Consider the following 24,959-nt stretch of genomic DNA (forward strand, 5'->3'; position numbering starts at 1 on the left):
TGTTTCAGCACCCCGCGAGATGTTTTCCAGCGGCCCGGGGTCCTGAAACAAGTTCAGGATGACGAGTTCATTCCGCCGCCACCAATTCTTCTGCTGCCTCAACCGTAACCGACACCGCATTCAATACAGCATTACCCGACAACGGGTCAAAACGCTCGGTATCGGTCAAATCGTTGATCGAAACCCCCGGCTTCTCACGGGCCACCGAAAGACCGACGCCTTTGCGTCCGTGACCGAAGCCATGCGGGATAGACACCACACCCGGCATGACGTCATCGTTCACTTCGACCGGGATATCGACGCTGTTCACCCGGCTGGTGACCGTCGCCATGCCGCCATCGGACAGGCCGCGCGCTGCTGCGTCATCGGGATGGATCATCAGGGTGCAGCGGTCCGGCCCCTTGAGCAGACGTTTGCTATTGTGCAGCCAGCTGTTGTTCTGACGCACGTGACGACGGCCGATCAGGCGCAGGGCATCCGGCTGCTCATTATCGAGCGAAGCGGCAAAACGCTGCAACTCGGCGAGAAAATCCGAATGGGCGCAAAGGATCATCTTGTCCTCGGTGCGCAACCGTTCGGCCATGCACGGGCGCAACGGCCCGAGATCAATGCCATTGGGTGCTGCTTCCACTTCCGCCAGCGTCAGTCCGGCGGGCGAGCTTTGCAACATGCCGTCGAGCACATCGCGCGGCTCGCGGATATTGGGGACATCCTGCCCGTCCTGCACCAATATTTCCCGGGCCAGTTCCGCGATAATCTCCCAGTCGGTCTTCTCGCCGTCCTGCAGTTCGAAGATCGCCGGCGAGTAGCTGGCATAGTTGCGGATCGCCAGCGGGCCGAAGAAAAACGGATAATGATCCTTCTCCAAAGGTCCGCAGGGTGGCAATATATAGTCGGCGTGGCGGCTGGTCGCGGTGACATACATGTCGAACGAGACCATCAGGTCGAGTCTCTCCAGCGCGCGGTCCAGTTTAGCGCCGTCGGGAGCGGACAGCACCGGATTGCCGGTTACCACGAACAGCGAACGAATCCGCTCGTCATCCTCGCGGAGCATCTCGTCGGCAAAGGTCACCATCGGCAATTCGCTCATCACCGACGCCATGGTGCCGCGCACCGTCTCCGCCGTGCGCACCGATCCCCTGCCCACCAGATTGATCGTGTCGAGCGCCGGTTCCGGCACCATCGTACCGCCGACCCGGTCGAGATTGCCGGATGCGATGTTGATCACCTGGATCAGCCACTGGTTGAGCGTGCCGAATTCGCAGACCGAGACACCCATCCGGCCATAGATGGCGGCGGGCTGGTCTGCGGCCAGTTGAGCGGCCATTTCCTGCATGTCAGCAACGGAAATTCCGCAATGGTTCGACAACTGGTCCATATCAAAGCCGGCAACGGCGGGTTCGATGGCGCTCCAGCTGTCATCAAGGATATCCTCGACTCGGGAAATATCGACCAGCCCTGCGTCAAACACGCTTTTCAATATCCCGATCAATAAAGCAGTGTCGGTCCCCGGCTTCACAAAATGATGCGCGTCCGCCAGCTTGGCGGTTTCGGTCCGGCGCGGATCGACAACGACCAGCTTGCCATCGCGGGCCTGCATTTCCTTCACGCGTTTTTTAAAGTCGGGCACGGTCCAGATGCTGCCGTTGGACGCCGCCGGATTGCCGCCGATGATCAGCAGATACTGGCTGCGGTCGATATCGGGCACCGCAGCAAGGCTGACATGACCATACATATGATATTGCACGACATGATGCGGGATTTGATCCAGCGTCGAGGCGGAATAGATATTCTTTAGCCCGATCGCCTTGCGCAGGGTACTGATCTGGGTCGCAATGCCATAATCATGAGCGGCGGGATTGCCCATATACATGGCCGGCTTGGCGCCCTGTCCCTTGAGCGTGGCCAGTTTCGAGGCAATTTCGGAAAATGCCTGTTCCCAGCCAATTTCCTGCCACTGGCCGTCGACTTTTTTCACCGGCTTGTGCAGGCGGTCCGGATCATCCTGCAAATCGGCGATGGCGGTCGCCTTCGGGCAGATATGGCCTCGGCTCAGCACATGATCGGGATTGCCCTTGATCGAGATTATCTCGCGCCCCTCGACCTCGACCAAGACGCCGCAATTGGCTTCGCAGATATGACAGGTGCGGGCGTGGATCATGCTCATCGGGAACCTCCTTGATTTAACCATGTGATTAACAGATTTGCATCGCCGTAGCCAGTGGCGGCTTATCATCGGGCAAATTTTACTGGGCATTTGCCGTCAATTGTTCAATGAAGCCCGTCCTGTCTTCTGTTGGAGTATATTTTCATGGCGCGTCGCTGGCTTTTAAACGGCTTACTCCTTCCCCTATATCTGTCGCTGACCGCTTGCCCCGCGACACCTGACGATACAGCGAGTGCGGGCAGCGATGCGGCTCCGGAAACGGTGACGGCACCTGCGGTCCTGCCGGACGATGCCGACCCTGCATTGTGGGTGATCAAGGATGAAGACACGACCATCTATCTGTTCGGCACCGTCCATATATTGAAACCCGGCATGACCTGGTTTGACGAGGCGGTGAAAGACGGTTTTGACGCGTCGGACGAACTGGTGGTCGAAATGATCAAACCCGATGCGGCGGTAATGGCGAAAATCGTCGCTGATCTGGCAATTGACAAGACCGGCGTATCGCTGCGTGACAAATTGGCTGCGGAAGACCGGGCCGATTATGAAGCGGCATTGACCAATCTGGGCATGCCGGTTGCCGCATTCGACCCACTCGACCCATGGTTTGCCAGCGTCAATCTTTCGCTCATTCCGCTGATGCGCAACGGATATGATGCCAATCAGGGTGTCGAAGATGAATTACTGGCCCATGCAAAGGCGCGGAAGATTACGATCACCGGCCTCGAAACCCCGGAACAGCAATTGGGCTTTTTCGACAATTTGCCGGAAGACGTCCAGATCCGCTTCCTCAACTTCACTGTCGATACTATCGATGAAGCCGCAGACGGCATGGAACAGATGGTTGCCGAATGGGCCAACGCCAATATCGACGCGCTGGGTGAATTGATGAACGCCGGGCTGGAGGACAAGATTCTATACGAAGCGCTGCTGGTGAACCGTAATGCCATCTGGGCCGAATGGGTCGATCAACGGATGGCCCAGCCCGGAACGGTGTTTCTCGCGGTTGGTGCCGGACATCTTGCCGGAGAAAGCAGCCTGCAGGCATTGCTCGCCAAAAAAGGGATCGTTGCAGAGCGCATTGAATATTGATTATTTCACCTCCGGCTTTTCTTTTGCCGGCAAGCACACCAAATAGGTAATATGCGTATCATCACATCCATCCTGACACTGATCGCGTCGTTGATGCTCACAGCATGCAACAACACACCCGATCCGGTAGCCCTGAACACTGTGAAAACCGGAACCCCGGCATTGTGGAAGGTCAGCGGCACCAAGCCCGAACAAAAGGGCGTGGCCTATATGTTCGGTACTATCCACATACTGCCGGACGACGTGCAATGGCGCACGCCTGCGCTGGAGACTGCGATTGCAGATTCCGACACTCTGGTCATTGAAGTGCTGGGACTGGAAGATACCCGCAATGCAGCCAAAATATTCTCCCGGCTCGCGGTTTCCCCCGGTCAGGAGAAGCTGGACGCACGGATCAAGCCGTCGCTGCGTGACGATCTCGACCGGATCATCGACTCTGCCAATATTCCCGAACGCGCGCTCAACCGGATGGAAACCTGGGCCGCTGCCCTGTCACTCGCTTCCGCGCAGACCAAGAGTCTGGGGCTAAATTCCAGCGGCGGGGTCGAGAAGAAACTCAGCGCCCAGTTTGAAAAAGCGGGCAAGCCGATTGAGGCACTGGAAACGATAGAATTGCAACTGGGCTATTTCGACAAGCTTCCCGAAGAGCAGCAGCGCCAGATGCTGACCAGCGTGGTCGAGGATTCGAGTGATGCCCAGCAAGCCTTTGAAAAACTGTTCAACGCCTGGATGACCGGCAATGTCGAAGAAATCGTCACTCTCTCCGATGCGGGCATATTGACCGATCCGAAGACGCGCGAATATCTCTTGGTTGCGCGCAATCTGAATTGGGCAGAACAACTGGACAAGCGTCTGCAAAAACCCGGCACATCGATGATCGCGGTTGGTGCCGCACATCTCGTCGGGCCGGACGCGGTTCAGGCCACGCTCGCAAAACGCGGGTATAAGATCGAAAAAATTCAATAACCGGGGCATCACATGACATTTATATTTGATCGCGAAACTGCGCTGGTCGCGCAGGGTGACGGCCAATTCACAATTGAGGCCAGCGATGTATATCGCAATCCCACCGGCATGGCCTTCGGTGGCTGGGTTGCCGCCATTGCCGCCCGGGCGGTCGAAATTCATCCCGAGTGCCGCGGCCCGCTGGTTTCCCAGCAGATAATATATATGACCGGTGTCGGCCCGGGTGAGGTCAAGCTGTCGGTCAAATTGCTCCGTGCCGGATCTTCGACCCAGTTCTGGCGGGTGGAACTGTCTCAAAACGGATCGCTGACCAACGCAGCGGATATCGTTACGAGCACCCGCCGTCCGACGGATATCGATTATCAGGTGGAGATGCCGAAAGCCAAGTCACCGGAGGATTCCGTCTCGTTGCCGTCCGTCAATCCGATGGCGCCGGCATGGGTCACCCATTATGACCAGCGCATCGCCAAAGGCAGGCCCTTTGCCATCAATGATTCTCCCGAAGCAATCGTCTGGATCAAGGAAGCCGACGGTCGACCGGTCGACCGGGTTGGCCTGTTCTCGATCCTCGACACGCCGATGCCACGGACATTTTTCGTCACCGAACAATTCCGCCCCGGCTCGACCGTATCCATGGCGACTTATATATATGCGAGCGAGGAAGATCTGGCGGCGGCTGGTAGCGATTACATGATGCTGCGCGTAACCGGCGCAACCGTCAGGAACAGCGCGACCGACGGGCGGGTCGAACTTTGGTCCAGAAGCGGAATTTTGCTCGCAACAAGCTCGCAGATCGGATTTTTCCGATAAGCCTGCCCTGCCGCGCAAACCCCTTGCCTTTGCGACGTTCCGACCTTATAGCGCCCTCTTTCCGACCATGAGCACCCTGGAGGCGTGGCGGAAATTTTTAACAAAACCTAATTTTGGAGCAACATTATGAGTGACCAGCTGACTATTTCAGCCGAGCCACGCGAACGGGCTGGCAAGGGAGCCTCCCGTGCATTGCGTCGCGAAGGCCGTATCCCCGCCGTTATTTATGGCGATAAAAAAGAAGCCATCGCAATCCACGTTGAAGAGCGTGCATTGAACAAACTTCTCGGTACCGGCCATTTCATGAACTCGCTGGTTCAGGTAGAAGTCGACGGGAAGAAAACCCGCACTCTGCCAAAGGATGTTGCTTTCGACCCGGTCACCGACCGTCCGCTCCATGTTGACTTCTTCCGCCTTGCAAAAGGCGCGAAGGTTCAGGTCAATATTCCTGTTGTCTTCATCAACGAAGAAGATTCACCTGGTCTGAAACGTGGCGGCGTCATGAACGTTGTCCGTCACGAGCTCGACTTGATGTGCGATGCGGATCATATCCCTGACCAGATCGAAATCGATGTAACCGGCCTCGAAATTGGTGATTCTATCCACATTTCGCACGTTACCCTGCCAACCGGTGCGGAAAGCTCGATCACAGATCGTGACTTCACCATTGCTGGTGTGACCGCACCATCTGCTCTGAAATCCTCTGACGACGAAGCCGAAGAGGGCGAAGACAGCACCGAAGCAGCTGAAGGCGATGCAGCCGAAGGCGAAGAAGGCGGTTCCGAAGACTAGACCTTCGCTTACAAAACAATGTAACGGGAAACCGTCCATGCCGATCAAACAGGGCATGGGCGGTTTTTTGCCTTTGGAACAGCTCGGAACGAGCGGAGAGCGCGTAAATAAATGCAACTATGGGTCGGTCTTGGCAATCCGGGCGCGCAATATGCGATGCACCGGCACAATGTCGGCTTCATGGTGATTGACGCGCTTGAAGAAGTGCATGGTTTTCCCGCCCCCAAACAAAAGTTCAAGGGCTGGACCATGGAAGCGAGACTGGACGGCGAAAAGCTGGTCCTGCTCAAGCCCGCGACCTTCATGAATGAAAGCGGCAACAGCGTTCGCGCGGCGATGGATTTTTACAAATTGCAGCCCGAGGATGTTACCGTCTTCTATGACGAACTCGACCTCGAACCATTCAAGATCAAGGTCAAACGCGGCGGCGGTGCGGCTGGCCATAATGGCATAAGATCAATGATCGCCCATATCGGCCCGGAATTCCGCCGCGTACGCATCGGCATCGGCCATCCCGGCACCAAGTCACGGGTCACCGGCCATGTACTGGGCAATTACGCCAAGTCGGAAATCGACGATCTGGCGGACATGCTCGGCGTGATTGCATCCGAAGCGGACTGGCTGGCCAAGGGCGACGACCCGCGGTTCATGAGCGAAGTCGCGATGCGGATGCAGGAGGAATAGCAATCATGCAACATCTGGAAGCATCTCAAGAATCCGCGATCCGGCTTATATCACGCGGGCTGACGGGGCCGGTGGTGAACTTAAATATGCTGCGTTTCCGGGATGTGGCTGATTATTCGGCGTCACCCGAACTGGCCCCAGATAGCCCGATCAGCGGCTCGGAGGCGTATCGGCTTTACGAACAGGCAACCCTGCCCATTGTCCAGCGTCACGGTGGAGATGTTATTTTTTCCGGGTCCGGAGGGCATTATTTCATTGGTCCAGAGGCTGAAATCTGGGACCATGTGTTGCTGGTAAGACAATCCAGCGTAGAAAGTTTTTTCGCAATGGCGCAGGATCCAGAAAATATGAAAACGATCGGCCACCGAATGGCGGCAATTTGTGATAGCCGATTGCTGGTTATCGATCCTTCCCAGAAACAGGAACAATAATATGGGTTTTAAATGCGGTATCGTTGGCCTTCCCAACGTTGGAAAATCAACGCTTTTCAATGCACTGACCGAGACACAGGCCGCGCAGGCAGCAAACTATCCGTTTTGCACGATCGAACCGAATGTCGGTCAGGTCGCCGTTCCCGATCCGCGGCTCGACCAGATCGCAAAAATCGCAGGCAGCGCCAAGATCATTGAAACCCAACTGGCCTTTGTCGACATTGCCGGTCTAGTTAAAGGCGCGTCGCAGGGCGAAGGTCTCGGCAACCAGTTTCTCGGCAATATCCGCGAAGTCGATGCCATCGTCCATGTGCTGCGTTGCTTTGAAGATGACGATATCCAGCATGTCGCCAACAAGATCGACCCAATTTCCGATGCCGAAGTGGTAGAGACCGAGCTGCTGCTTTCCGATCTGGAAAGCCTGGAAAAACGCGTTCCCGCCTTTCAGAAAAAAGCCGCGAGCGGCGACAAGGAAGCCAAGATTGCTGCCAGCGTCCTCGGCCAGGCGCTTGAATTGCTGCGCGAAGGCAAGCCCGCGCGTCTGACCGAGCCCGAAGGCGAGGAAGAGCAACGGATTTTTGACCAGTCGCAACTGCTGACCGCCAAGCCGGTACTTTATGTTTGCAATGTCGCTGAGGAAGATGCCCAGAATGGCAATGCGATGAGCGCTGCCGTTTATGAAAAGGCCAAGGCGGAGGGCGCCGAAGCGGTGATCGTTTCTGCTGCCATCGAATCCGAACTGGTCAGCATGGAGCCGGAAGAACGGGTTGAATATCTCGCCGATCTCGGACTGGAAGAATCCGGCCTCGCACGAGTCATTCGCGCTGGCTATCAGCTGCTCAAATTGCAGACCTTCTTCACCGTCGGCCCGAAAGAAGCACGCGCCTGGACCGTCCACAAGGGAGCGAAAGCGCCCGAAGCGGCTGGCGAAATCCACAGCGACTTTGAACGCGGGTTCATTCGCGCCGAAACCATTGCCTTTGACGACTATGTCGCTCTCGGCGGCGAAAGCGCGGCGCGCGAAGCTGGAAAACTCCGCCAGGAGGGCAAGGAATATGTCGCGCAAGATGGCGACATCATGAATTTCAAATTCAATGTCTGAATTGTCACAATAGCCCGCTAGGACCTGAACCTATGGGAGCAGAGCGCATGATTCGATCGATTTTTTCACTGATATTGGCTAGTTTTCTGCTGGCTGGCGTGCCTGTGTATGCCGCAGTCACACCGGCGCAAGACGATATAGAGTCCGAAAAAGCCGAGATACGCGATCCGGTCACGATATTGATCTCGATCGACGGCTTCCGGCCCGATTATCTCGAACGCGGGATCACGCCCAATCTCGGCGCTCTCGCGGCTTCCGGCATATATGGTCCGATGCGCCCGTCCTTCCCGAGCAAGACCTTCCCCAACCACTGGACCCTGGTGACCGGTAAGACTCCCGATCATCACGGCATTGTCGGCAACACGATGGAAGACGCCGCGCGACCAGGCGAGGTCTTCAAAATGGCGACGCAGGATCCCTTCTGGTGGAATCAGGCCGAGCCAATCTGGATCACCGCCGAAAAACAGGGCATCCGCTCGGCGACCATGTTCTGGCCCGGATCAGAAGTGGATTTCAACGGCCTGCGCCCCGCCGACTGGTGGCCGTTCAACCAGAAACTGTCCAATGATCGCCGGATCAATGCCGTAGTCGACTGGATGCGGCGGCCCGCCAATATCAGGCCGCATCTGGTCACGCTCTATTTTGACACCGTCGATACAGCCGGCCATTATTTCGGACCCGCACCGGGCGAAAAACTGCACGCCGCGATCACCGCTGTCGACAGCGAAATCGGCCGGTTGAAACAGCAGCTGGACAGCATGGGGCAGCCAGCTAATTTCGTCATCGTATCGGATCACGGTATGACCGAAACGTCGCCCGAACGGGTCATTCTGCTCGAGCGGATCATGGCGCGCGACCAATATCATCTGGTCGAAGACGGAAATTATGTCGGAATCGAGCCACTCGAAGACAATGAAGACGCGGTGCGCGCTGCATTTCTCCGCCCCCACGAACATATGGAATGCTGGGACCGGGAAAATATTCCGGCGCATTTTGCTTATGGCAAAAATCCGCGCGTGCCTTCGATCTTTTGTCTGGTCGAAAGTGGCTGGGTCGGATTGCAGGACGTCCCGGAATGGATGACCGGCATCGGTGGCGGCCATGGCTATGATCATCGGGACGCCGACATGATGGCCTTTTTCCTGGCGAACGGTCCGGCTATTGAAGCCGATGGTCAGCTACCGCTATTCGACAATATCGACATTTACTCTCTGGTCGCCAGACTGGCCGGTATTGCGCCGCAAGCATCCGATGGCGATCTCGCGCCATTTGAACCCTCACTGCGCCCCCGAAAGTAAACCTCCGCCATGCTCTATTACGAAGATATCGAGATCGGCGTCGTCCAGTCCTTTGGAGAATATCCGGTCACCCGCGAAGAAGTCATCGAATTCGCTACAATATATGATCCGCAACCGTTTCACCTCGACGATGATGCCGCAGCGAAAACCCATTTTGGCAAATTGTCCGCCAGCGGCTGGCACACCGGCTCGATGGCGATGCGGATGATCGTGGACAATTTCAAGAAACACGAACAGGCAGGACTGGGTTCGCCCGGCATTGATAATCTGCGCTGGATCAAGCCGGTTTTTCCCGGTGATATATTGCGCTGCGAAAGCGAGATAATCAGCAAGCGCCGCTCGGAGAGCCGACCGGAAATGGGCATTACAATCGGCCGCCTGACCGTTTTCAATCAGATTGATGAGCCGGTCATGACGATGGAAAGTACCGGATTGATTGCCGTGCGCGGGGACTAGCGTCCCGGCGCTACTCCGTCACTTCCGTCCGAACAGCTTCTCGACATCTTCCAGCGCGAGTTTGACCCATGTCGGGCGACCGTGGTTGCACTGGCCGCTATGCGGCGTCACTTCCATTTCCCGCAACAGCGCATTCATTTCCGCAACATTGAGCACCCGCCCTGCCCTGACCGAGCCGTGGCATGCCATGGTCGAAGCGACATGGTCGATCCGTTCCTTCAGGCTCAACGCCTGGTCAAAAGCGCCAAGTTCGTCGGCCAGATCCGTGACCAGTGACTTCACATCGCCAGAGCCGAGCATCGCCGGTGTCGCGCGCACCAGCATCGCGGTCGGGCCGAATCGTTCCATTTCCAGTCCGAAATCGGACAATTCCGCCGCGCGCGCTTCCAGTCTATCGCAGGCATTTTCATCCAGTTCGACAACTTCGGCCATCAGCAGTGCCTGCGAAGCCACAGTGCCGCCGTCGACTGCCTTGCGCATCCGCTCCAGCACAAGCCGCTCGTGCGCCGCGTGCTGGTCGACGATCACCAAACCGTCTTCGGCCTCGGCGACAATATAGGTTTTTGCCACCTGCCCACGGGCGATACCCAAGGGATGGCGCGTTGCGTCTGGTACCGGCCCGGAAGCTTCCTCTGCCTTGCCCATGAGCGGAGCGATATCCTCGCGCGGATCAAAGCCGGAAAAGGCGCTGGCACCTTCGTGCATCTGCGCCGAAGGATAAGGCTGTTGCGCAATATTGGATCTGCCCTGCGCGCTAAATATACTCGTCTGCGGGTCCGGAGCAGCCGGTTCCCTTTGCCAATTCGACAGCGCCGATTCGGCCGGTCGCTGGACCGCGCGAAACCCGCCCTCGTCGAGCGCCTTGCGCAAGCCGCTGACGATCATCCCGCGAATCATTGCCGGTTCGCGAAAGCGCACTTCGGTCTTCGCCGGATGGACATTCACATCGACCAGTTCCGGCGGCATTTCGATGAACAGGGCCACGACCGGATGACGGTCCCGGGCGAGCATTTCGGCATAGGCGCCACGCACCGCTCCGACCAGCAGCCGGTCCTTGACCGGGCGTCCGTTGACGAACAGAAACTGGTGATCGGCGACACCCCGATTATAAGTCGGCAAACCTGCCACGCCGGTCAGGTGAATTTCTTCCCGTTGCAGATCGACGCCGACGCTATTGGCGCGCAGATCGCGGCTGGTCAGCGCGGCCACCCGTTCGGGGCCGGTCTCGCCACCCTGAACCGCAATTGCCTTGCGTCCCTGATGCTCAAGCGTGAACCCGATATCGGGCCGCGCCATTGCCAGTCGCCGGACAATATCGGTGCAAGCGGCATATTCGCTGCGCGCCGTGCGGAGGAATTTGCGGCGTGCCGGTACCTTGCCGAACAGCTGCTCGACCCTGACCTTGGTTCCAGGCGGAATCGCGGTCGGCCCTTCGTGCACAAGCTCGCCATGATCGATAACGCGGGACCAGCCATCTTCGCCGGCCATGCGGCTTTCAATCGTCATCCGTGCCACGCTGGCGATCGATGGCAGCGCCTCGCCGCGAAATCCCATGGTGGTCACCAGTTCAATCGCTTCGTCCGGCAATTTCGATGTTGCATGGCGTTCCAGCGCCAGGGCGATGTCGTCCCGGCTCATTCCGCAACCATTGTCCGAGACCTGGACCAGGTCCAACCCGCCCTCGTCGAGCCGGATATTGATCTGGCTTGCCCCGGCGTCAATCGCATTTTCGACGAGCTCTTTCAGTGCGCTGGCGGGGCGCTCGACAACCTCTCCGGCAGCGATCCGATTTATCAGGCTATTTGGAAGTCTTCTTATTGACATAATCGCGTTCCTAGCCCAAGCGACCTTACCAAGCGACCCCTGATTTTCTGGACGAATATCATGGTTAATTTCATGACCCGTCCAGCTTAACCAGAGCGTTGACCATGTGGTGCAGCTTCGCCTGCGAAGATAAGAAATTACGGACAAAAATATGTTTGAAAATCTGTTCAAGTTCCGCTCGCAAGATCTGGCGATCGATCTCGGCACCGCTAATACGGTGGTTTATGCGCGCGGTCAGGGTATCGTTCTCAACGAACCATCGGTTGTCGCAATCGAAACCATCAACGGTGTGAAAAAAGTCAAAGCGGTCGGCAATGACGCGAAGATGATGATGGGCAAAACCCCGGACAGCATCGAAGCAATCCGCCCCTTGCGCGATGGTGTTATCGCCGACATTGATGTCGCCGAGCAGATGATCAAGCATTTCATCCAGAAAGTGAACGGCAAGAGCAAGTTGTTCAGCTATCCCGAAATCGTGATCTGCGTTCCCAGCGGCTCGACCTCGGTCGAACGCCGCGCCATTCGTGATGCGGCTTCCAACGCCGGCGCCCGTCAGGTGTTCCTGATCGAAGAACCAATGGCAGCAGCCATCGGCGCCGACATGCCCGTCACCGAGCCAATCGGATCGATGGTGGTGGACGTGGGCGGCGGCACGACCGAAGTTGCCGTGCTCTCGCTGCGCGGTCTGGCCTATACGACATCCGTCCGCACCGGAGGCGACAAGATGGACGAAGCGATCGTTTCCTATGTCCGTCGTCATCACAATCTGCTGATCGGTGAAACAACCGCTGAGCGGATCAAGAAAGACTTTGGCGTCGCTCAGGCTCCTGCCGACGGCGTCGGTCACACGATCCACATCAAGGGTCGCGATCTGGTAAATGGTGTGCCGAAAGAAATTTCGATCAACCAGGGCCAGATTGCAGAAGCGCTTAGCGAACCTATCGGAACGATTATCGAAGGTGTTCGCATCGCGCTGGAAAATACGGCACCGGAACTGGCCGCCGATATTGTCGATCAGGGCATTGTCCTGACCGGCGGCGGCGCTTTGATCTCTGGTCTCGACGCGGCCCTTAGCGATGAAACAGGCTTGCCGGTAACGGTTGCCGAGGATCCGCTCGCTTGCGTCGCAATCGGCACCGGTCGGGCAATGGAAGACCCGATGTTCCGGGGCGTCCTCACCACAGCCTGAGACCCGGCCAATGATGAAACAACGATTGGAAATGAAAGGATAGATCAATATGGCGCCGCCAAATAATCGGCGTCCAGGATTTTCCAAGCGGGCGCAATATAGTATTTTCGCTAGCTATTTACTGGGCATATTGGGAGCGTTCATGGGGCTGCTCCTCTTGCTCGTATCTTTCATCGATCCTCTCGGCTTTTCAGCCCTTCGCACGATCGGCGCGGAAACAATGGCTCCTGTAAGCCGTTTTCTTTCCAGCGTCGGCGGCGCGACCGGCAGTGCCGGCGGCGAGATTTCCGCCTATTTCAACGCAGCATCGAAAAATGCCGCGATGGACCGGGAGCTCGAGCAGAATCGCATAGAAATCCTGGAGGCCCGTGCTCTAAAACAAGAGAATGAACGACTCAAACGGCTGTTGAAGCTCAACGAGGACGTCCCTGATTCGATAGCGATGGCGCGCCTGATAAGCTCGACCTCCTCGAGCTCGCGCCGTATTGCGACGCTCGGCGTTGGCAGCAACGATGGACTGGAGCCGGGCCAGCCTGTCCGGTCGCCGGAAGGCCTGGTCGGCCGGATATTGGAAACCGGACCGACCACGGCCCGGGTCCTGTTGGTGTCGGACGGAAAAAATGTCACGCCGGTCCAGCGGGCCAGCGACAGCCTTCCCGCTTTTGCCACCGGTCGCGGCGACGGCACGGTCGATATTCAACCGATCAACATCGGCACCAATCCCTTCAAGGGTGGTGATCTGATGATCACATCCGGCAGCGGCGGTCTCTATATACCTGGCATCCCCGTGGCGGTTGTCATCCGCAAAACCGAAACCGGTGCCATTGGCCGGGTCTTGGCCAATCCCGCCAAGGTCAGCCACGCGATTGTCCAGCCTATTTTCCAGGCCGAGACGATGCGCCAGATCGAAAAAGATTCTGCGGCTGATGCGGAAGAGGAAACCGGCGAATAGTGGCCAAGTCCCGTCACTCCAACATTGGCAGGCAACCATCCCAGTTGCGGATCAGGCTTGTGCCACCGGTAACCGTTATTCTGGGTTCGATGATCACGGCTTTGCCGATCATCACCGATTATCCGATTCTGCCGCCGATGGGGCTGCTTATATTATTGGCCTGGCGTCTGATCCGACCGGGATATTGGACGGTCTGGGCCGGCTTCCCGCTAGGTCTGATCGATGACATATTCAGCGGCCAGCCCTTTGGCAGCGCAGCGTTCCTCTGGTCGGTCGTTTTCGTGCTGCTGGAAACTCTCGACAGGAAAATGGTGAGCCGCGACTATTGGCAAGATTGGCTTATTGCCTCCCTCGCCACTATTTTTGTGCTAGTGGGCGGTATGTTGATCGTTGATTTGCAATCCAATATCCTCCGGGTCGATTTGCTCGCGCCGCAGATTATTTTGTCGACCCTTCTCTATCCGTTTCTGACCCGGTTCATCGGCGGCATCGACAATTGGCGGGTCGCTTCATGAAGCCGGTCAAAACCATCAGCAGCGCGATGCAGACGCTCAGCTTTTCCCGAAGGGCGACGGTGATCGGCGGATTGCAGGTAGGCGTCGGCGTGCTCCTCGCTGCCCGGATGGCCTATATTTCGGTGGCCGAGAACGAACGATACAAGCTTCTGTCGGAAAGCAACCGGGTCAATCTGACACTCGTGCCGCCCCGGCGTGGCTGGCTGGTAGACCGCAACGGAAAACCCATTGCCAACAACAAGACCGATTTCCGCGTCGATATCATTCCCGACCGGCTGCGCGACCGGAAAAAAACCGTCGCAACCCTCGCTGACCTGCTTGCGCTCGATTCCGAAGAACTGGAACGGATTAACCGCGAGCTCGAGCAGGCCAGCAGCTTTCAACCGGTTCAGGTTGCGACCGGACTGGACTGGGAACAATATGCCGCCGTCAGCGTCAGACTGCCCGATCTTCCCGGAGTTTCACCGCGTCAGGGCTTCTCGCGCAACTATCCCAGCGGTCCGGCTATCGGGCATCTGGTCGGCTATGTCGGCATAGCATCGGCAGAGGATTATAAGGAAAATCCGGATCCGATATTGATCACGCCGGGCTACAAGATCGGCAAAGACGGACTGGAGAAAATTTTCGAGGACCGGCTGCAGGGCAAGCCCGGCGCAAAACGGGTTGAGGTAACGGCCCGCGGCAAGATCGTCCGGGAACTCAACACACGTCCGGATGTTCCGGGCAAGGCCCTCCAGTTGACGCTCGATATCGATCTGCAGGAATATGCCGCTCGCCGGCTCGGTCCCGAATCAGGGTCGGTGGTCGTCATCGATTGCCTGACCGGCGATGTTCTGACGATGACGTCGATGCCATCCTTTGATCCGAACAGCTTCTCCGACGGCATTGGTGTCACCGAATATGGCATGCTTCGCGAAGACGATCATGTTCCGCTGCTCGACAAATCGCTCAAAAGCCTGTTTCCGCCAGGATCAACCGTAAAGCCGATGGTCGCCCTCTCCTTTCTCGAGGCCGGCCTCGACCCCGATGAAAGCGTCAATTGCAATGGCGGCCTGCAGGTCGGCAACCGGCGTTTCCGCTGCTGGAAGCGTGGTGGCCACGGACAGGTCAATATGGCCAAGGGCATCTACCAGAGCTGCGATGTCTATTTTTACTATTTTGCCCAGAAGATCGGCATTAATCCCATAGCGTTGATGGCCAATCGTCTGGGTCTGGGACAGAAATATCCGTTGCCGGTGCTCAGCCAGTTTTATGGCACGGTTCCCGACCCGGCGTGGCTGCGCAAGAAATATAAACGGGAATGGCAGGCCTATGATACGGTCAACACCACGATCGGCCAAGGCTATATGCTGGTCAACCCGACCCAGTTGGCGGTCATGGCGGCGAGGATCGCGACCGGGAAAAATATCGTTCCGCGGCTGATCGTCGACGAGAAAAAGCCGCTGATCGAAACCCTGAACCTGGATCCGGAGCATCTGGTCTATGTCCATCAGGCGATGAGCGATGTGGTCAACGGACCCGGCACCGCCGGTCGCGCGCGCCTGCCGATTGAAAATGTGAAGCTGGCCGGGAAGACCGGGACGGCCCAGGTGGTCAATCTGGATTTCGGTCGCGGGGGCAAGGATGTTGCCTGGAAATATCGCGACCACGGCCTGTTCGTCTGCTTCGCACCCTTTGACAATCCCCGCTACGCTGCTGCTGTGGTGATAGAACATGGTGGCGGGTCGGGTTCGGCCTATCCGGTCGCCCGTGACGTTCTGACCTTCCTCTATGATCGCCAGAAGGCGATGGATGTTCTCACCGGTCTCGAAAAATCCTGGGGCGGCACGATCCAGCAGCGGATGGACATTAAAATGAACGCCTATCGCGCCAAGAAAAGTCTTGAAAAGGCGATGGCCGAAAAGCCGGCTCCGGCTAAACCCGAGTCATCCGAAACCGGTGCCGGAGAATAGAAATTGAGTGATTTCATTCCAGCGCCGATTGCGCAGCTCCCGTGGAAAACAATCCTGCTGCTGTTCGTCATGGCCTCATTTGGATTTATCGTCCTCTATTCGGCAGCAGGCGGCAGCCTGAGCCCCTGGGCCGGCATGCACATGGGCCGGTTCGTGATCTTCCTGGCAATGGCGGTTGTGATGTCGCGGTTCAAGGAAAGCTTCTGGAAAACCATGGCCTTTCCTACCTATATCATCATCGTCCTCATGCTGCTCGGCGTGGAACTGATCGGTGCCGTCGGCGGGGGTAGCCAGAGATGGCTTGATCTTGGATTCATCCGGCTCCAGCCATCGGAGATGATGAAGGTCGCGATCATATTGGCGGTGGCCCGATTCTATGATCTTCTGCCACCGAGCCAGATACGGACATGGGGGGCTATCTGGCCGCTTCTTGCCTTGCTGGCGGTGCCCGCTGGGCTTATTCTTATCCAGCCCGATCTCGGCACGACGATAACCGTCGTAGCCGGTGCGCTGACCGTCGCGTTTCTGGCCGGACTGCCGCTGCGACTGTTCATCGGCGGCGCAGCGGCGATCGCGGTTATGGCACCGATAGCGTATTTCTTTGCGCTGGAAGAATATCAGCAGAGGCGCGTCACCACATTTTTGAATCCGGAGAATGATCCGCTCGGGTCCGGCTACCATATCAGCCAGTCGAAGATTGCGATCGGTTCGGGCGGCCTGTTCGGCAAAGGCTTTATGAACGGCACCCAGAGCCATCTCGATTATTTGCCCGAAGGTCACACCGATTTCGTCTTTGCAACCATGGCAGAGGAATGGGGCCTGTTTGGAGGCATTCTCGTCCTGTTCTGCTTCTTCCTGCTGTTCCGCTGGGGTCTGGGCGTCGCGATGAAAGCGCAAACCCGCTTCTCCCAGCTGACCGCGGCGGGGCTGACGGTGACAATTTTCTTCTATGTTGCAATCAACCTGATGATGGTGATGGGACTGGCTCCGGTCGTCGGCATCCCCCTGCCTTTCCTCAGCCATGGCGGCTCGTCGATGATGACAATCATGATCTGCGTCGGAATATTGATGTCGATCGACCGCCATCCCGGTCGCCAAGGCGGTGCATTTGGATAATTTCTGCAACCAAGCTGTTGCGTTCACAAAATCCGGCCCTATATACGCCCTCTAATGGACGCTTAGCTCAGTTGGTAGAGCAGCTGACTCTTAATCAGCGGGTCGTTGGTTCGAAACCAACAGCGTCCACCATTTTTTCCGAAAAAGAAACCATCAGGCGGATGGTTTCCGGAAAAAATCCCGAGCGCAAGCGAGGGTATTCCCCATCCACAATCACAAATCGAACAGTCGGCGATGCAGCGCATTGCAACCGCGCACAGGAATTGGCAGGCCCTTGTGCGACGCATAGTTGACCTTTCCGGATCAAACGCCTCTAACCGACCGCCTAGCGCAGCTGGCTGTCCTTGCTCCCGCGCCGGTTGATGCCGACACTTGCGCGGTCCGCATCGCGAGCCGACTGGCACACCACACAGGTTCGCGTACCCGGCAAGGCGCGGCGGCGCGCTTCGGGGATTTCCTCACCGCATTCTGCGCAATATTTCGCGGCTTCCCCGGACGGCATATCTGCCCGCGCGCGCTTCACCGCGTCGGCAATGGTATCGTCAATCTGATCCTGTACTGCGCCGTCGCGCGCCCAACCGCCTGCCATAAGAACTTCCATATTTTTCGAATTTGCTATGTCCTAAAGGTAAGGAGCAAAGACAAGATTGCAAGCTGACGGCTCTGCGGCAAGCGCCCATAGAAAAAGGCGGGCCTCTTTTCGAGGTCCCGCCTGATTTTTTCTAGAACAAAGTGCGAAAAAAAAAATGGGGAGCGAAACTCTGCCCCCCGATCGTCTTTTTTTAGTTTACGGCGTCTTTCAAGCCCTTGCCGGCTTTGAACTTTGCTTGTGTCGATGCAGGAATCTGCATTGGTTCACCGGTACGCGGGTTGCGGCCGGTTGAAGCTTTACGCTTAGAAGTCGAGAATGTACCGAAGCCAACGAGACGAACTTCGCCGCCGCTGGACAATGCGCTGGTAATGGATTCAAATACGGCATCTACCGCTTTACCGGCATCACTCTTGCTGAGGCCACTGTGGTCCGCAACGTTACTGATAAGATCCTGTTTATTCATTCTGGGTATCCCCCCTTCTCTGATGGCAATTCGTTTGAATCGCAACTTTGTCTGGCAGCAGTAATGCGAAATTATCTGAGTGAGTCAAAGTAAAACCGCTGTTTTCTGCGCCAAAGCCCCATTTTTTGCGACAAACCATGGTAAATCACCCGATAGGCCACAGGGCTTTGGTCATTTTGAATAGTTTCCTGTCAAATTTCACCATCGCTTCCCGATCGCGACTCGATGGCGAAATCGTTCAATGCCGCGCCGCTGAAGCCACATCATCGGATATCGGTGCGGTAGCATGGCTGGCGAGTTCGTCTGCATCACTCCACTCTATCGGTTCCACCGTCTCTGCCAGCGCTACGGCGAGCACTTCATCGACATGTTTCAACGGAATGATTTTCAGCTGCGACGTGATATTTTCCGGTATTTCAACCAGATCCTTTTCATTGTCCGCCGGGATCAGCACAGTGGTGATCCCGCCACGCAATGCCGCCAGCAGCTTTTCCTTCAATCCGCCAATCGGCAATATCCGACCGCGCAGGGTTACCTCGCCGGTCATTGCAACATCGCGGCGCACCGGAATTCCGGTCAGGGTCGAAACGATCGCGGTCACGATACCGACACCGGCGGACGGACCGTCCTTTGGCACGGCGCCTTCGGGCAGATGGATATGGATATCCTTGCGGCTGAAGACGCTGGGCTTGATTCCATAAGATGGCGCGCGCGCCTTCACAAAGGAGAGCGCTGTCTGGATCGACTCGTTCATCACGTCCCCCAGCGTACCGGTGGTCTTGATCTGGCCTTTGCCGGACACGGTGACGGATTCGATCGTCAGCAGTTCGCCGCCGACTTCGGTCCAGGCGAGGCCGGTTACGGCGCCGACCTGGTTTTCTTCTTCACCGATGCCATGGCGATATTTTTGCACACCGGCATATTCGGCGAGATTGTCGGGCGTGATTTCAACGCTCTTATATTCACCTTCCAGAATGCGGCGCAGCGCCTTGCGGGCCAGCTTGGCGATTTCGCGCTCAAGGGTCCGGACACCGGCTTCCCTTGTATAATAGCGGATCAGGTCGCGCAGCGCATCTTCGCGCAGCGAAAACTCGCCTTCTTTCAGACCATGGGCCTCGATCTGCTTTTCGAGCAGATGGCGTTTGGCAATCTCGACCTTCTCGTCTTCCGTATAACCTTCGAGACGGATGATCTCCATCCGGTCGAGCAACGGCTGGGGCAGATTAAGCGAGTTGGCGGTGGTCACAAACATGACGTCCGACAGATCGATATCGACTTCCAGATAATGGTCCTGGAACTTGTCATTCTGTTCCGGATCGAGCACTTCGAGCAAGGCCGAGGCCGGATCACCACGGAAATCCTGTCCCAGCTTGTCGATTTCATCGAGCAGGAACAGCGGATTGGACGTACCGGCTTTCTTCAGATTGGAGACAATCTTGCCGGGAAGCGAACCGATATAGGTTCTGCGATGACCGCGGATTTCTGCTTCATCGCGTACACCGCCGAGAGACTGACGGACGAATTCGCGTCCGGTGGCCCGGGCGATCGAACGGCCGAGCGATGTCTTGCCGACACCGGGAGGACCGACGAGGCACAGGATCGGGCCTTTTAGCTTGTTGGTACGGGTCTGCACCGCGAGATATTCAAGAATCCGTTCCTTGACTTTCTCGAGCGCAAAATGGTCATCGTCCAGAACCTTCTCGGCCTGTTTCAAATCTTTCTTGAGCCGCGACTTCTTCCCCCAGGGCAGTCCCAGCAGCACATCAAGATAGTTGCGCGTCACGGTTGCTTCGGCCGACATCGGCTGCATGCCCTTGAGCTTTTTCAGCTCGGCGCCTGCCTTGGATTTTGCTTCCTTGGAAAGCTTCAGCTCCTTGATTTTCTTGCCCAGTTCGGCAAGCTCGTCACCTTCACCGTCTTCGCCGTCGCCCAGTTCTTTCTGGATCGCTTTCATCTGCTCGTTGAGATAATATTCGCGCTGGGTCTTCTCCATCTGCCGTTTCACACGGCCACGGATTTTCTTCTCGACCTGCAACACGCCGAGCTCGCCTTCCATGAAGGCAAAGACCATTTCGAGACGCTTGGTCGGGTCGCTCTCCATCAGCAGGCTCTGCTTGTCGGAAACCTTCACATTGATATTGGCGGCTACGGCATCAGCGAGGCGGGCAGCATCGTCAATCTCGCCCAGTTGCACAACGGTTTCCGCAGGCATTTTCTTGTTGAGCTTGGAATAATTTTCAAACTGGTCGACGACCGAGCGCATCAATGCGGAGGCCTGGGCCCCCTCGGCAGCCTGCTCTTCGAGCAACTCAACGGAAGCCAGTACATAGCCATCCGACTTTTCTTCGAGCGACAGATGTTTGGCGCGTTGCTTGCCTTCGACCAGCACGCGAACGGTGCCGTCGGGCAGTTTCAGCAATTGCAATACAGTCGCCACCACACCGAGGTCATAAAGTTGATCGCGAACCGGATCATCTTCAGCCGGATCGAGTTGGGCGACGAGGAAAATTTCCTTGTCCGAATCCATCGCCTTTTCCAGTGCGACCACCGATTTATCGCGACCGACAAACAGCGGCACGATCATATTCGGGAACACCACTATGTCGCGCAATGGCAACAAAGGCAGGGCCTTGGATTCAGGGGTTGGGCTGGCTTCGATCTCGGACATTTTTACTCCACATACTACGCTGCGACAGCGCTTCTATCCACTATATGGTGGCTATAAGAGACACTTCAAGCTGAATGCGTCAGATAGGGAAGCAGAGCTAAAACGGCAGTTTAAAACCTGGGGGTAACTGCATACCGCTGGTCATCTTGCCCATTTCCTCGCTGCTCACGGCATCGGCGCGGTTGCGGGCGTCGTTAAACGCAGCGGCGACCAGATCTTCCAGCATCTGCTTTTCTTCGGCCTTCATCAGGCTTTCATCAATCGTTACCGCCAGCACGCGGCCTTTTGCAGTTGCCTTGACCTTGACCAGTCCACCACCGGCCTGTCCTTCGACTTCAAGACTATCCAGTTTTTTCTGGGCCTCTTCCATCTGGGTCTGGACCTGTTGCGCGGCTTCCTGCGCGGCTTTCATCATTTCTTCCATCGATTTCATGGCTATGCGCTCCTTGATTCTTGTGGGCGAGGACCTTCATCCTCCAGCAACTGGGCGTCCGGAAAGGCTTCAAACGCAGCCTTCACCAGCGGGGCGTCGAGAATCGCCTGCCGTTCTGCATCCCGGGCCTGTTGTTCCTGCTCGACAAGGCTCGGCTGCGCCTCTCCCTGCCCTTCGGTGAATTTCCAGTCCTGTCCGGTTTCCTGACGCAGCGCGTCGGTGATTTTCCGGATATCCGCGTCGCCAATCGCACGGACCGGCTGATAGACGACATTGGGTGGATCGAGCGATATCAGCCGCATGTCAGCGATCAATATGCTCTCCAGAACGGCGGATACCCGCCCGACCGTTTTGACGACGTCGGAAAACTGGTTCGGAAGCGGGGTGGTTTGCGGTTCTTGGGGGGCCGCAGGCGCTGGAGCCGGATTTATCTGCGCGACTGGCTCGACCATCGGCGGAGGCGGGGCGGCCTGCTGGGCTTGTGGAGCGCTAGCGGTCGTCGCGCCCCCCTGCTCCAGCATTTTTGCGAGTTTTCCTGGATCGGGCATATCCGCGGCACAAAGCACCCGAAGCAAAGCCATCTCGCAGGTTTCGCGTGGCAGATGCGCTTGCTGGACTTCCTGATAGCCCTTGAGCAGCAACTGCCACAGCCGGTGCAGGACAGGATAGGAAAGCTGCTGGGCCCAATCGGAAAATTGCTGCCTGGCATCTTCCGACAATGTCGGGTCGCTGGCTCTACCGACCTTGAACAAGGTCACCTGATGCGAAAGCGACAGCAGGCCGTTCATCAGCGACAAGGGCTCCACGCCGATTTTATATTGATCGGCAATCGCATCGAGCAGCGCCGCAGAATCGCCCTCGAGCAATTTTGCAAATAAACGCCGGACAGCGCCGCGATCGGACAGGCCGAGCATATCCCTGATCTGCACAGCCTTGACCTGACCGTCCCCATCCATATCGGCATGGGCAATAGCCTGATCGAGAATCGAAAGACCGTCGCGGACCGATCCTTCGGCCGCCTGCGCGATCAGATCGAGCGCTTCCTGCTCGGCGGTCACGCCTTCTTTTTCGACGATCATTCCGAAATGTGCCGACAATTGCTCGGCACTAATCCGTTTCAGGTCAAAGCGCTGGCAACGGGACAGGACGGTGATCGGAACCTTGTTGACCTCGGTGGTCGCGAAAATGAATTTCACATGTGGCGGTGGTTCTTCGAGAGTTTTCAACAATGCGTTGAAGGCGTTTTTCGACAACATGTGGACTTCGTCGATAATGTAGATTTTATAGCGCGCCGAAACCGAGGAATAGCGCACCGCTTCGATAATCTCGCGGACATCGTCGACGCCGGTATGGCTGGCGGCATCCATCTCGATGACATCGATAAAGCTGCCTTCGGCAATGCTGCGGCACGGTTCGCACTGACCGCAGGGATCGATCGTCGGGCCGCCCTGCCCGTCTTCACCGATGCAGTTGAGCGCTTTTGCTATCAATCTCGCCGTCGACGTTTTGCCGACACCGCGCACTCCGGTCATCAGGAACGCATGGGCGAGCCGGTCGCGCTTGATCGCGTTGCCCAGCGTCTGGACCATCGCGTCCTGACCGATCAGTTCCGAGAATTTCGACGGGCGGTATTTGCGCGCCAGCACCCGATAGGGCTGCGCCGCACCGGGAGCAGGCTGTTCTGGTGCATCCACACCGCCAGCAGCGAAAATATCTTGTGAATCGGACATGTGTCGAAGAGTTTAGGCGAGAGGCCTCGGCTTGTCGAAGGCTATTCGCCGTCAATGGCGAGTCTGATCCAAAATTTGGGACAGAAACCGCTGAACTATTGATTGTTGGGAGCATTGAAACTTTCAACCGCAGCAAAAAGCATGGCGGTGTTTGAAAGTAGGAGCCGAGCGACCCGCAGAAAAATCGTTGCGGCTGCTTCCTTCCGGACCTGACCGGGTTGGCGAAGACTGCGTCCACCCGACTCCCGCTGCGCATATGGTGGGAGTTGGGGAAAAATGCAAGCCGTTAGACGATCTGCATATCATGGCTTTCAACCGGCATATGGACGGTCAGTCCGTCAAGGTCGGCGGTCAGCGTAATCTGGCACGCCAACCGGCTGGTGCGACGCGCTCCGGCTGCAAGATCAAGCATATCCTCTTCCATCTCGGTCGCCTCAGGCAATTTGTCAAAATCGGCCGCATCGACGATCACGTGACAGGTCGAACAGGCCATCTGCCCTTCGCACGTTCCTTCGAGCGGCTGGTCATGGATTTGCGCGACGGTAAGCAGATTGTCGCCCTCCGATGCTTCGGCGGAAACGGTTTCGCCGTTTGTTTTGACGAAATGGACCGTGATTTTCTTCATGATAGCTGTTCCCCCGCCGCTTCGTTGATCAGGTGCGCCGCCCGTTCCACCTCTTCGATAGTGTTGTAGCGGCCAAATCCCAGACGGATAGAGGATTTAATCTGTGCCGGTTCCAGTCCCAGAGCCGCCAGAACATGGCTGGGCCGTCCCGAACCGCTGGCACATGCCGACCCGGCGGAGAATGCGACACCGCGAACGTCCGACATCAGGCGCCCGACATCAAGCCCGTCTCGCCGGATATTGAGATTACCCGGATAACGATGGTTGAGTGATCCGTTCACCGTCCAGGCGCCGAACAGACCGTGTGCTGTTTCGGCCAGATTCGCAACATGATGCATATCTTCCTCCCGGCGTTTGGCACAAATTGTCGCAGCAGCGCCCAATCCTGCACTTAAAGCGGGAGAAAGCGTCCCGGATCGAATCCCCTGTTCCTGACCGCCGCCATGGATCAAGGGAGGTATATCAATACCATTCCGCACCCACAATGCGCCAATGCCCTTGGGGCCGTAAATCTTGTGTCCGGAAAGCGCGATCAGATCGGCCTGTTGCGGAATGTCGATCCGGCCAAATCCTTGCACCGCGTCGCAAAGCATCAGCGCGCCTGCCCTATGAGCCCGCTCTGTGATCTGCTCGACCGGCTGGATCACTCCGATTTCGTTGTTAACCAGCATCGCCCCGACAAGCGCAGTTTTCGGGCCGAAACATGCTTCCAAATCTTCCATTTTGACCAAGCCTTGCGGGTCGACGGGGAGCAGCTTCGTGTCAAAACCCTGCGTGCCATACCAAAGCGCCGTATCGCGCACTGCGGCGTGTTCGGTGTCAATTATCGCGATCTGGTCACGGCCTTGCCGGTTGCGGGCAGCGCCCATCGCCAGATTGATCGCTTCGGTCGCGCTGCCGGTGAAAATCACGCGCCCTCCCGGAGGGAGCAAAGCGGCAACCTGATCACGAGCGACTTCGACAGCAGCCGCAGCCTGCCGCCCCATCACATGTGAACTGTGCGGATTGCCGAAATTGTTTTTCAACCAGGGGAGCATCGCCTCGAGAGCCTCTGGCGCGAGCGGCGTGGTCGCCTGGTTATCAAGATAGATGACGCTCATTG

Annotated in this window: 23 protein-coding genes, 1 tRNA gene and 1 other RNA gene; 15 read left to right on the forward strand and 10 right to left on the reverse strand. The window is 57.2% G+C overall.

All coding sequences use genetic code 11. The features are described 5' to 3' along the window. Positions 1-67: 67 nt before the first annotated feature. The gene (locus AAC060_RS07830; protein WP_339824603.1) at positions 68-2,167 is read right to left on the reverse strand and encodes a molybdopterin oxidoreductase family protein; all 2,100 of its coding nucleotides are present in this window, start codon (positions 2,165-2,167) and stop codon (positions 68-70) included. Between the two features lie 144 nt (positions 2,168-2,311). Here AAC060_RS07830 and AAC060_RS07835 point away from each other — a divergent pair, with 144 nt between their 5' ends. The 9 genes from AAC060_RS07835 (at position 2,312) to AAC060_RS07875 (ending at position 9,798) form a co-directional block, all read left to right on the forward strand. Beyond that, on the forward strand, positions 2,312-3,259 hold the full coding sequence (locus tag AAC060_RS07835) for a TraB/GumN family protein (RefSeq protein ID WP_339824605.1): 948 nt from the start codon (positions 2,312-2,314) through the stop codon (positions 3,257-3,259). 51 nt (positions 3,260-3,310) lie between these two features. Beyond that, positions 3,311-4,225 (forward strand): TraB/GumN family protein, encoded by a 915-nt coding sequence (locus tag AAC060_RS07840; protein WP_339824607.1) that lies wholly within the window; start codon positions 3,311-3,313, stop codon positions 4,223-4,225. Between the two features lie 12 nt (positions 4,226-4,237). Continuing rightward, complete coding sequence (locus AAC060_RS07845; RefSeq protein ID WP_339824609.1) at positions 4,238-5,035, forward strand: thioesterase family protein; 798 nt, start codon at positions 4,238-4,240, stop codon at positions 5,033-5,035. Between the two features lie 126 nt (positions 5,036-5,161). Next, positions 5,162-5,827 (forward strand): 50S ribosomal protein L25/general stress protein Ctc, encoded by a 666-nt coding sequence (locus tag AAC060_RS07850; RefSeq protein WP_339824612.1) that lies wholly within the window; start codon positions 5,162-5,164, stop codon positions 5,825-5,827. A 111-nt stretch (positions 5,828-5,938) separates the two neighbouring features. Further along, positions 5,939-6,511 (forward strand): aminoacyl-tRNA hydrolase, encoded by a 573-nt coding sequence (gene pth / locus AAC060_RS07855; protein ID WP_339824614.1) that lies wholly within the window; start codon positions 5,939-5,941, stop codon positions 6,509-6,511. Positions 6,512-6,516: 5 nt separating this feature from the next. After that, positions 6,517-6,942: a DUF1330 domain-containing protein gene (locus AAC060_RS07860; RefSeq protein WP_339824616.1), complete on the forward strand. Its 426-nt coding sequence runs from the start codon at positions 6,517-6,519 to the stop codon at positions 6,940-6,942. 1 nt (position 6,943) lies between these two features. Then, the gene (gene ychF, locus AAC060_RS07865; RefSeq protein WP_339824619.1) at positions 6,944-8,044 is read left to right on the forward strand and encodes a redox-regulated ATPase YchF; all 1,101 of its coding nucleotides are present in this window, start codon (positions 6,944-6,946) and stop codon (positions 8,042-8,044) included. Between the two features lie 47 nt (positions 8,045-8,091). Further along, positions 8,092-9,342, forward strand: coding sequence for an ectonucleotide pyrophosphatase/phosphodiesterase (locus AAC060_RS07870; protein WP_339824622.1), 1,251 nt, complete (start codon positions 8,092-8,094; stop codon positions 9,340-9,342). 9 nt (positions 9,343-9,351) lie between these two features. After that, entirely contained in the window at positions 9,352-9,798 is a 447-nt protein-coding gene (locus tag AAC060_RS07875) for a MaoC family dehydratase (protein ID WP_339824625.1), read from the forward strand. An 18-nt stretch (positions 9,799-9,816) separates the two neighbouring features. Here the strand turns inward: AAC060_RS07875 and mutL are convergent, their stop codons facing one another. Next, complete coding sequence (gene mutL, locus AAC060_RS07880; RefSeq protein WP_339824628.1) at positions 9,817-11,622, reverse strand: DNA mismatch repair endonuclease MutL; 1,806 nt, start codon at positions 11,620-11,622, stop codon at positions 9,817-9,819. Positions 11,623-11,773: 151 nt separating this feature from the next. Here mutL and AAC060_RS07885 point away from each other — a divergent pair, with 151 nt between their 5' ends. The 6 genes from AAC060_RS07885 (at position 11,774) to AAC060_RS07910 (ending at position 17,478) form a co-directional block, all read left to right on the forward strand. Further along, entirely contained in the window at positions 11,774-12,811 is a 1,038-nt protein-coding gene (locus AAC060_RS07885; RefSeq protein ID WP_339690397.1) for a rod shape-determining protein, read from the forward strand. A 49-nt stretch (positions 12,812-12,860) separates the two neighbouring features. Next, positions 12,861-13,763, forward strand: a complete 903-nt coding sequence (gene mreC, locus AAC060_RS07890; protein WP_339824632.1) for a rod shape-determining protein MreC — start codon at positions 12,861-12,863, stop codon at positions 13,761-13,763. Beyond that, entirely contained in the window at positions 13,763-14,278 is a 516-nt protein-coding gene (gene mreD / locus AAC060_RS07895) for a rod shape-determining protein MreD (protein ID WP_339824635.1), read from the forward strand. The genes mreC and mreD overlap by 1 nt, the downstream gene beginning before the upstream one ends. Further along, complete coding sequence (gene mrdA / locus AAC060_RS07900; RefSeq protein ID WP_339824637.1) at positions 14,275-16,230, forward strand: penicillin-binding protein 2; 1,956 nt, start codon at positions 14,275-14,277, stop codon at positions 16,228-16,230. The genes mreD and mrdA overlap by 4 nt, the downstream gene beginning before the upstream one ends. A 3-nt stretch (positions 16,231-16,233) precedes the next feature. Further along, positions 16,234-17,346: a rod shape-determining protein RodA gene (gene rodA, locus AAC060_RS07905; RefSeq protein ID WP_339824639.1), complete on the forward strand. Its 1,113-nt coding sequence runs from the start codon at positions 16,234-16,236 to the stop codon at positions 17,344-17,346. A gap of 56 nt (positions 17,347-17,402) precedes the next feature. Beyond that, positions 17,403-17,478 (forward strand) — tRNA-Lys (locus AAC060_RS07910). A gap of 193 nt (positions 17,479-17,671) precedes the next feature. Here AAC060_RS07910 and AAC060_RS07915 read toward each other — a convergent pair. From AAC060_RS07915 to AAC060_RS07950, 8 genes are all read right to left on the reverse strand, one after another. After that, positions 17,672-17,935 carry a DksA/TraR family C4-type zinc finger protein gene (locus AAC060_RS07915; RefSeq protein ID WP_339690387.1) on the reverse strand — a complete coding sequence of 88 codons (264 nt, stop codon included), beginning with the start codon at positions 17,933-17,935 and terminating at the stop codon, positions 17,672-17,674. Positions 17,936-18,128: 193 nt separating this feature from the next. Next, entirely contained in the window at positions 18,129-18,401 is a 273-nt protein-coding gene (locus tag AAC060_RS07920) for an HU family DNA-binding protein (RefSeq protein ID WP_176279529.1), read from the reverse strand. 238 nt (positions 18,402-18,639) lie between these two features. After that, entirely contained in the window at positions 18,640-21,069 is a 2,430-nt protein-coding gene (gene lon, locus AAC060_RS07925) for an endopeptidase La (protein WP_339824643.1), read from the reverse strand. 97 nt (positions 21,070-21,166) lie between these two features. After that, positions 21,167-21,502, reverse strand: a complete 336-nt coding sequence (locus AAC060_RS07930; RefSeq protein ID WP_339690382.1) for a YbaB/EbfC family nucleoid-associated protein — start codon at positions 21,500-21,502, stop codon at positions 21,167-21,169. A 2-nt stretch (positions 21,503-21,504) separates the two neighbouring features. Further along, positions 21,505-23,232 carry a DNA polymerase III subunit gamma/tau gene (locus AAC060_RS07935; protein WP_339824646.1) on the reverse strand — a complete coding sequence of 576 codons (1,728 nt, stop codon included), beginning with the start codon at positions 23,230-23,232 and terminating at the stop codon, positions 21,505-21,507. A 154-nt stretch (positions 23,233-23,386) separates the two neighbouring features. Continuing rightward, positions 23,387-23,481: signal recognition particle sRNA small type (gene ffs, locus AAC060_RS07940), an RNA gene on the reverse strand. A gap of 37 nt (positions 23,482-23,518) precedes the next feature. Beyond that, complete coding sequence (locus AAC060_RS07945; protein WP_339824649.1) at positions 23,519-23,857, reverse strand: 2Fe-2S iron-sulfur cluster-binding protein; 339 nt, start codon at positions 23,855-23,857, stop codon at positions 23,519-23,521. Continuing rightward, positions 23,854-24,957: a cysteine desulfurase family protein gene (locus tag AAC060_RS07950; RefSeq protein WP_339824651.1), complete on the reverse strand. Its 1,104-nt coding sequence runs from the start codon at positions 24,955-24,957 to the stop codon at positions 23,854-23,856. Before AAC060_RS07950 ends, AAC060_RS07945 begins: the two co-directional genes overlap by 4 nt. Positions 24,958-24,959: the final 2 nt, after the last annotated feature.

Source organism: uncultured Parasphingorhabdus sp. (genome assembly GCF_963975555.1).
Lineage (GTDB): Bacteria > Pseudomonadota > Alphaproteobacteria > Sphingomonadales > Sphingomonadaceae > Parasphingorhabdus.

Excerpts from the sequence above, each read along its gene's own strand:
- mutL (WP_339824628.1), bottom strand. The coding sequence starts at position 11,622 with ATGTCAATAAGAAGACTTCCAAATAGCCTGATAAATCGGATCGCTGCC.
- AAC060_RS07930 (WP_339690382.1), bottom strand. The coding sequence starts at position 21,502 with ATGAAATCGATGGAAGAAATGATGAAAGCCGCGCAGGAAGCCGCGCAA.
- lon (WP_339824643.1), bottom strand. The coding sequence starts at position 21,069 with ATGTCCGAGATCGAAGCCAGCCCAACCCCTGAATCCAAGGCCCTGCCT.
- ychF (WP_339824619.1), top strand. The coding sequence starts at position 6,944 with ATGGGTTTTAAATGCGGTATCGTTGGCCTTCCCAACGTTGGAAAATCA.
- AAC060_RS07835 (WP_339824605.1), top strand. The coding sequence starts at position 2,312 with ATGGCGCGTCGCTGGCTTTTAAACGGCTTACTCCTTCCCCTATATCTG.
- AAC060_RS07850 (WP_339824612.1), top strand. The coding sequence starts at position 5,162 with ATGAGTGACCAGCTGACTATTTCAGCCGAGCCACGCGAACGGGCTGGC.
- AAC060_RS07920 (WP_176279529.1), bottom strand. The coding sequence starts at position 18,401 with ATGAATAAACAGGATCTTATCAGTAACGTTGCGGACCACAGTGGCCTC.
- AAC060_RS07945 (WP_339824649.1), bottom strand. The coding sequence starts at position 23,857 with ATGAAGAAAATCACGGTCCATTTCGTCAAAACAAACGGCGAAACCGTT.
- AAC060_RS07950 (WP_339824651.1), bottom strand. The coding sequence starts at position 24,957 with ATGAGCGTCATCTATCTTGATAACCAGGCGACCACGCCGCTCGCGCCA.
- AAC060_RS07915 (WP_339690387.1), bottom strand. The coding sequence starts at position 17,935 with ATGGCAGGCGGTTGGGCGCGCGACGGCGCAGTACAGGATCAGATTGAC.
- mreC (WP_339824632.1), top strand. The coding sequence starts at position 12,861 with ATGGCGCCGCCAAATAATCGGCGTCCAGGATTTTCCAAGCGGGCGCAA.
- AAC060_RS07845 (WP_339824609.1), top strand. The coding sequence starts at position 4,238 with ATGACATTTATATTTGATCGCGAAACTGCGCTGGTCGCGCAGGGTGAC.
- AAC060_RS07935 (WP_339824646.1), bottom strand. The coding sequence starts at position 23,232 with ATGTCCGATTCACAAGATATTTTCGCTGCTGGCGGTGTGGATGCACCA.
- AAC060_RS07860 (WP_339824616.1), top strand. The coding sequence starts at position 6,517 with ATGCAACATCTGGAAGCATCTCAAGAATCCGCGATCCGGCTTATATCA.
- AAC060_RS07830 (WP_339824603.1), bottom strand. The coding sequence starts at position 2,167 with ATGAGCATGATCCACGCCCGCACCTGTCATATCTGCGAAGCCAATTGC.
- AAC060_RS07875 (WP_339824625.1), top strand. The coding sequence starts at position 9,352 with ATGCTCTATTACGAAGATATCGAGATCGGCGTCGTCCAGTCCTTTGGA.
- pth (WP_339824614.1), top strand. The coding sequence starts at position 5,939 with ATGCAACTATGGGTCGGTCTTGGCAATCCGGGCGCGCAATATGCGATG.
- AAC060_RS07885 (WP_339690397.1), top strand. The coding sequence starts at position 11,774 with ATGTTTGAAAATCTGTTCAAGTTCCGCTCGCAAGATCTGGCGATCGAT.
- AAC060_RS07870 (WP_339824622.1), top strand. The coding sequence starts at position 8,092 with ATGATTCGATCGATTTTTTCACTGATATTGGCTAGTTTTCTGCTGGCT.
- mrdA (WP_339824637.1), top strand. The coding sequence starts at position 14,275 with ATGAAGCCGGTCAAAACCATCAGCAGCGCGATGCAGACGCTCAGCTTT.
- AAC060_RS07840 (WP_339824607.1), top strand. The coding sequence starts at position 3,311 with ATGCGTATCATCACATCCATCCTGACACTGATCGCGTCGTTGATGCTC.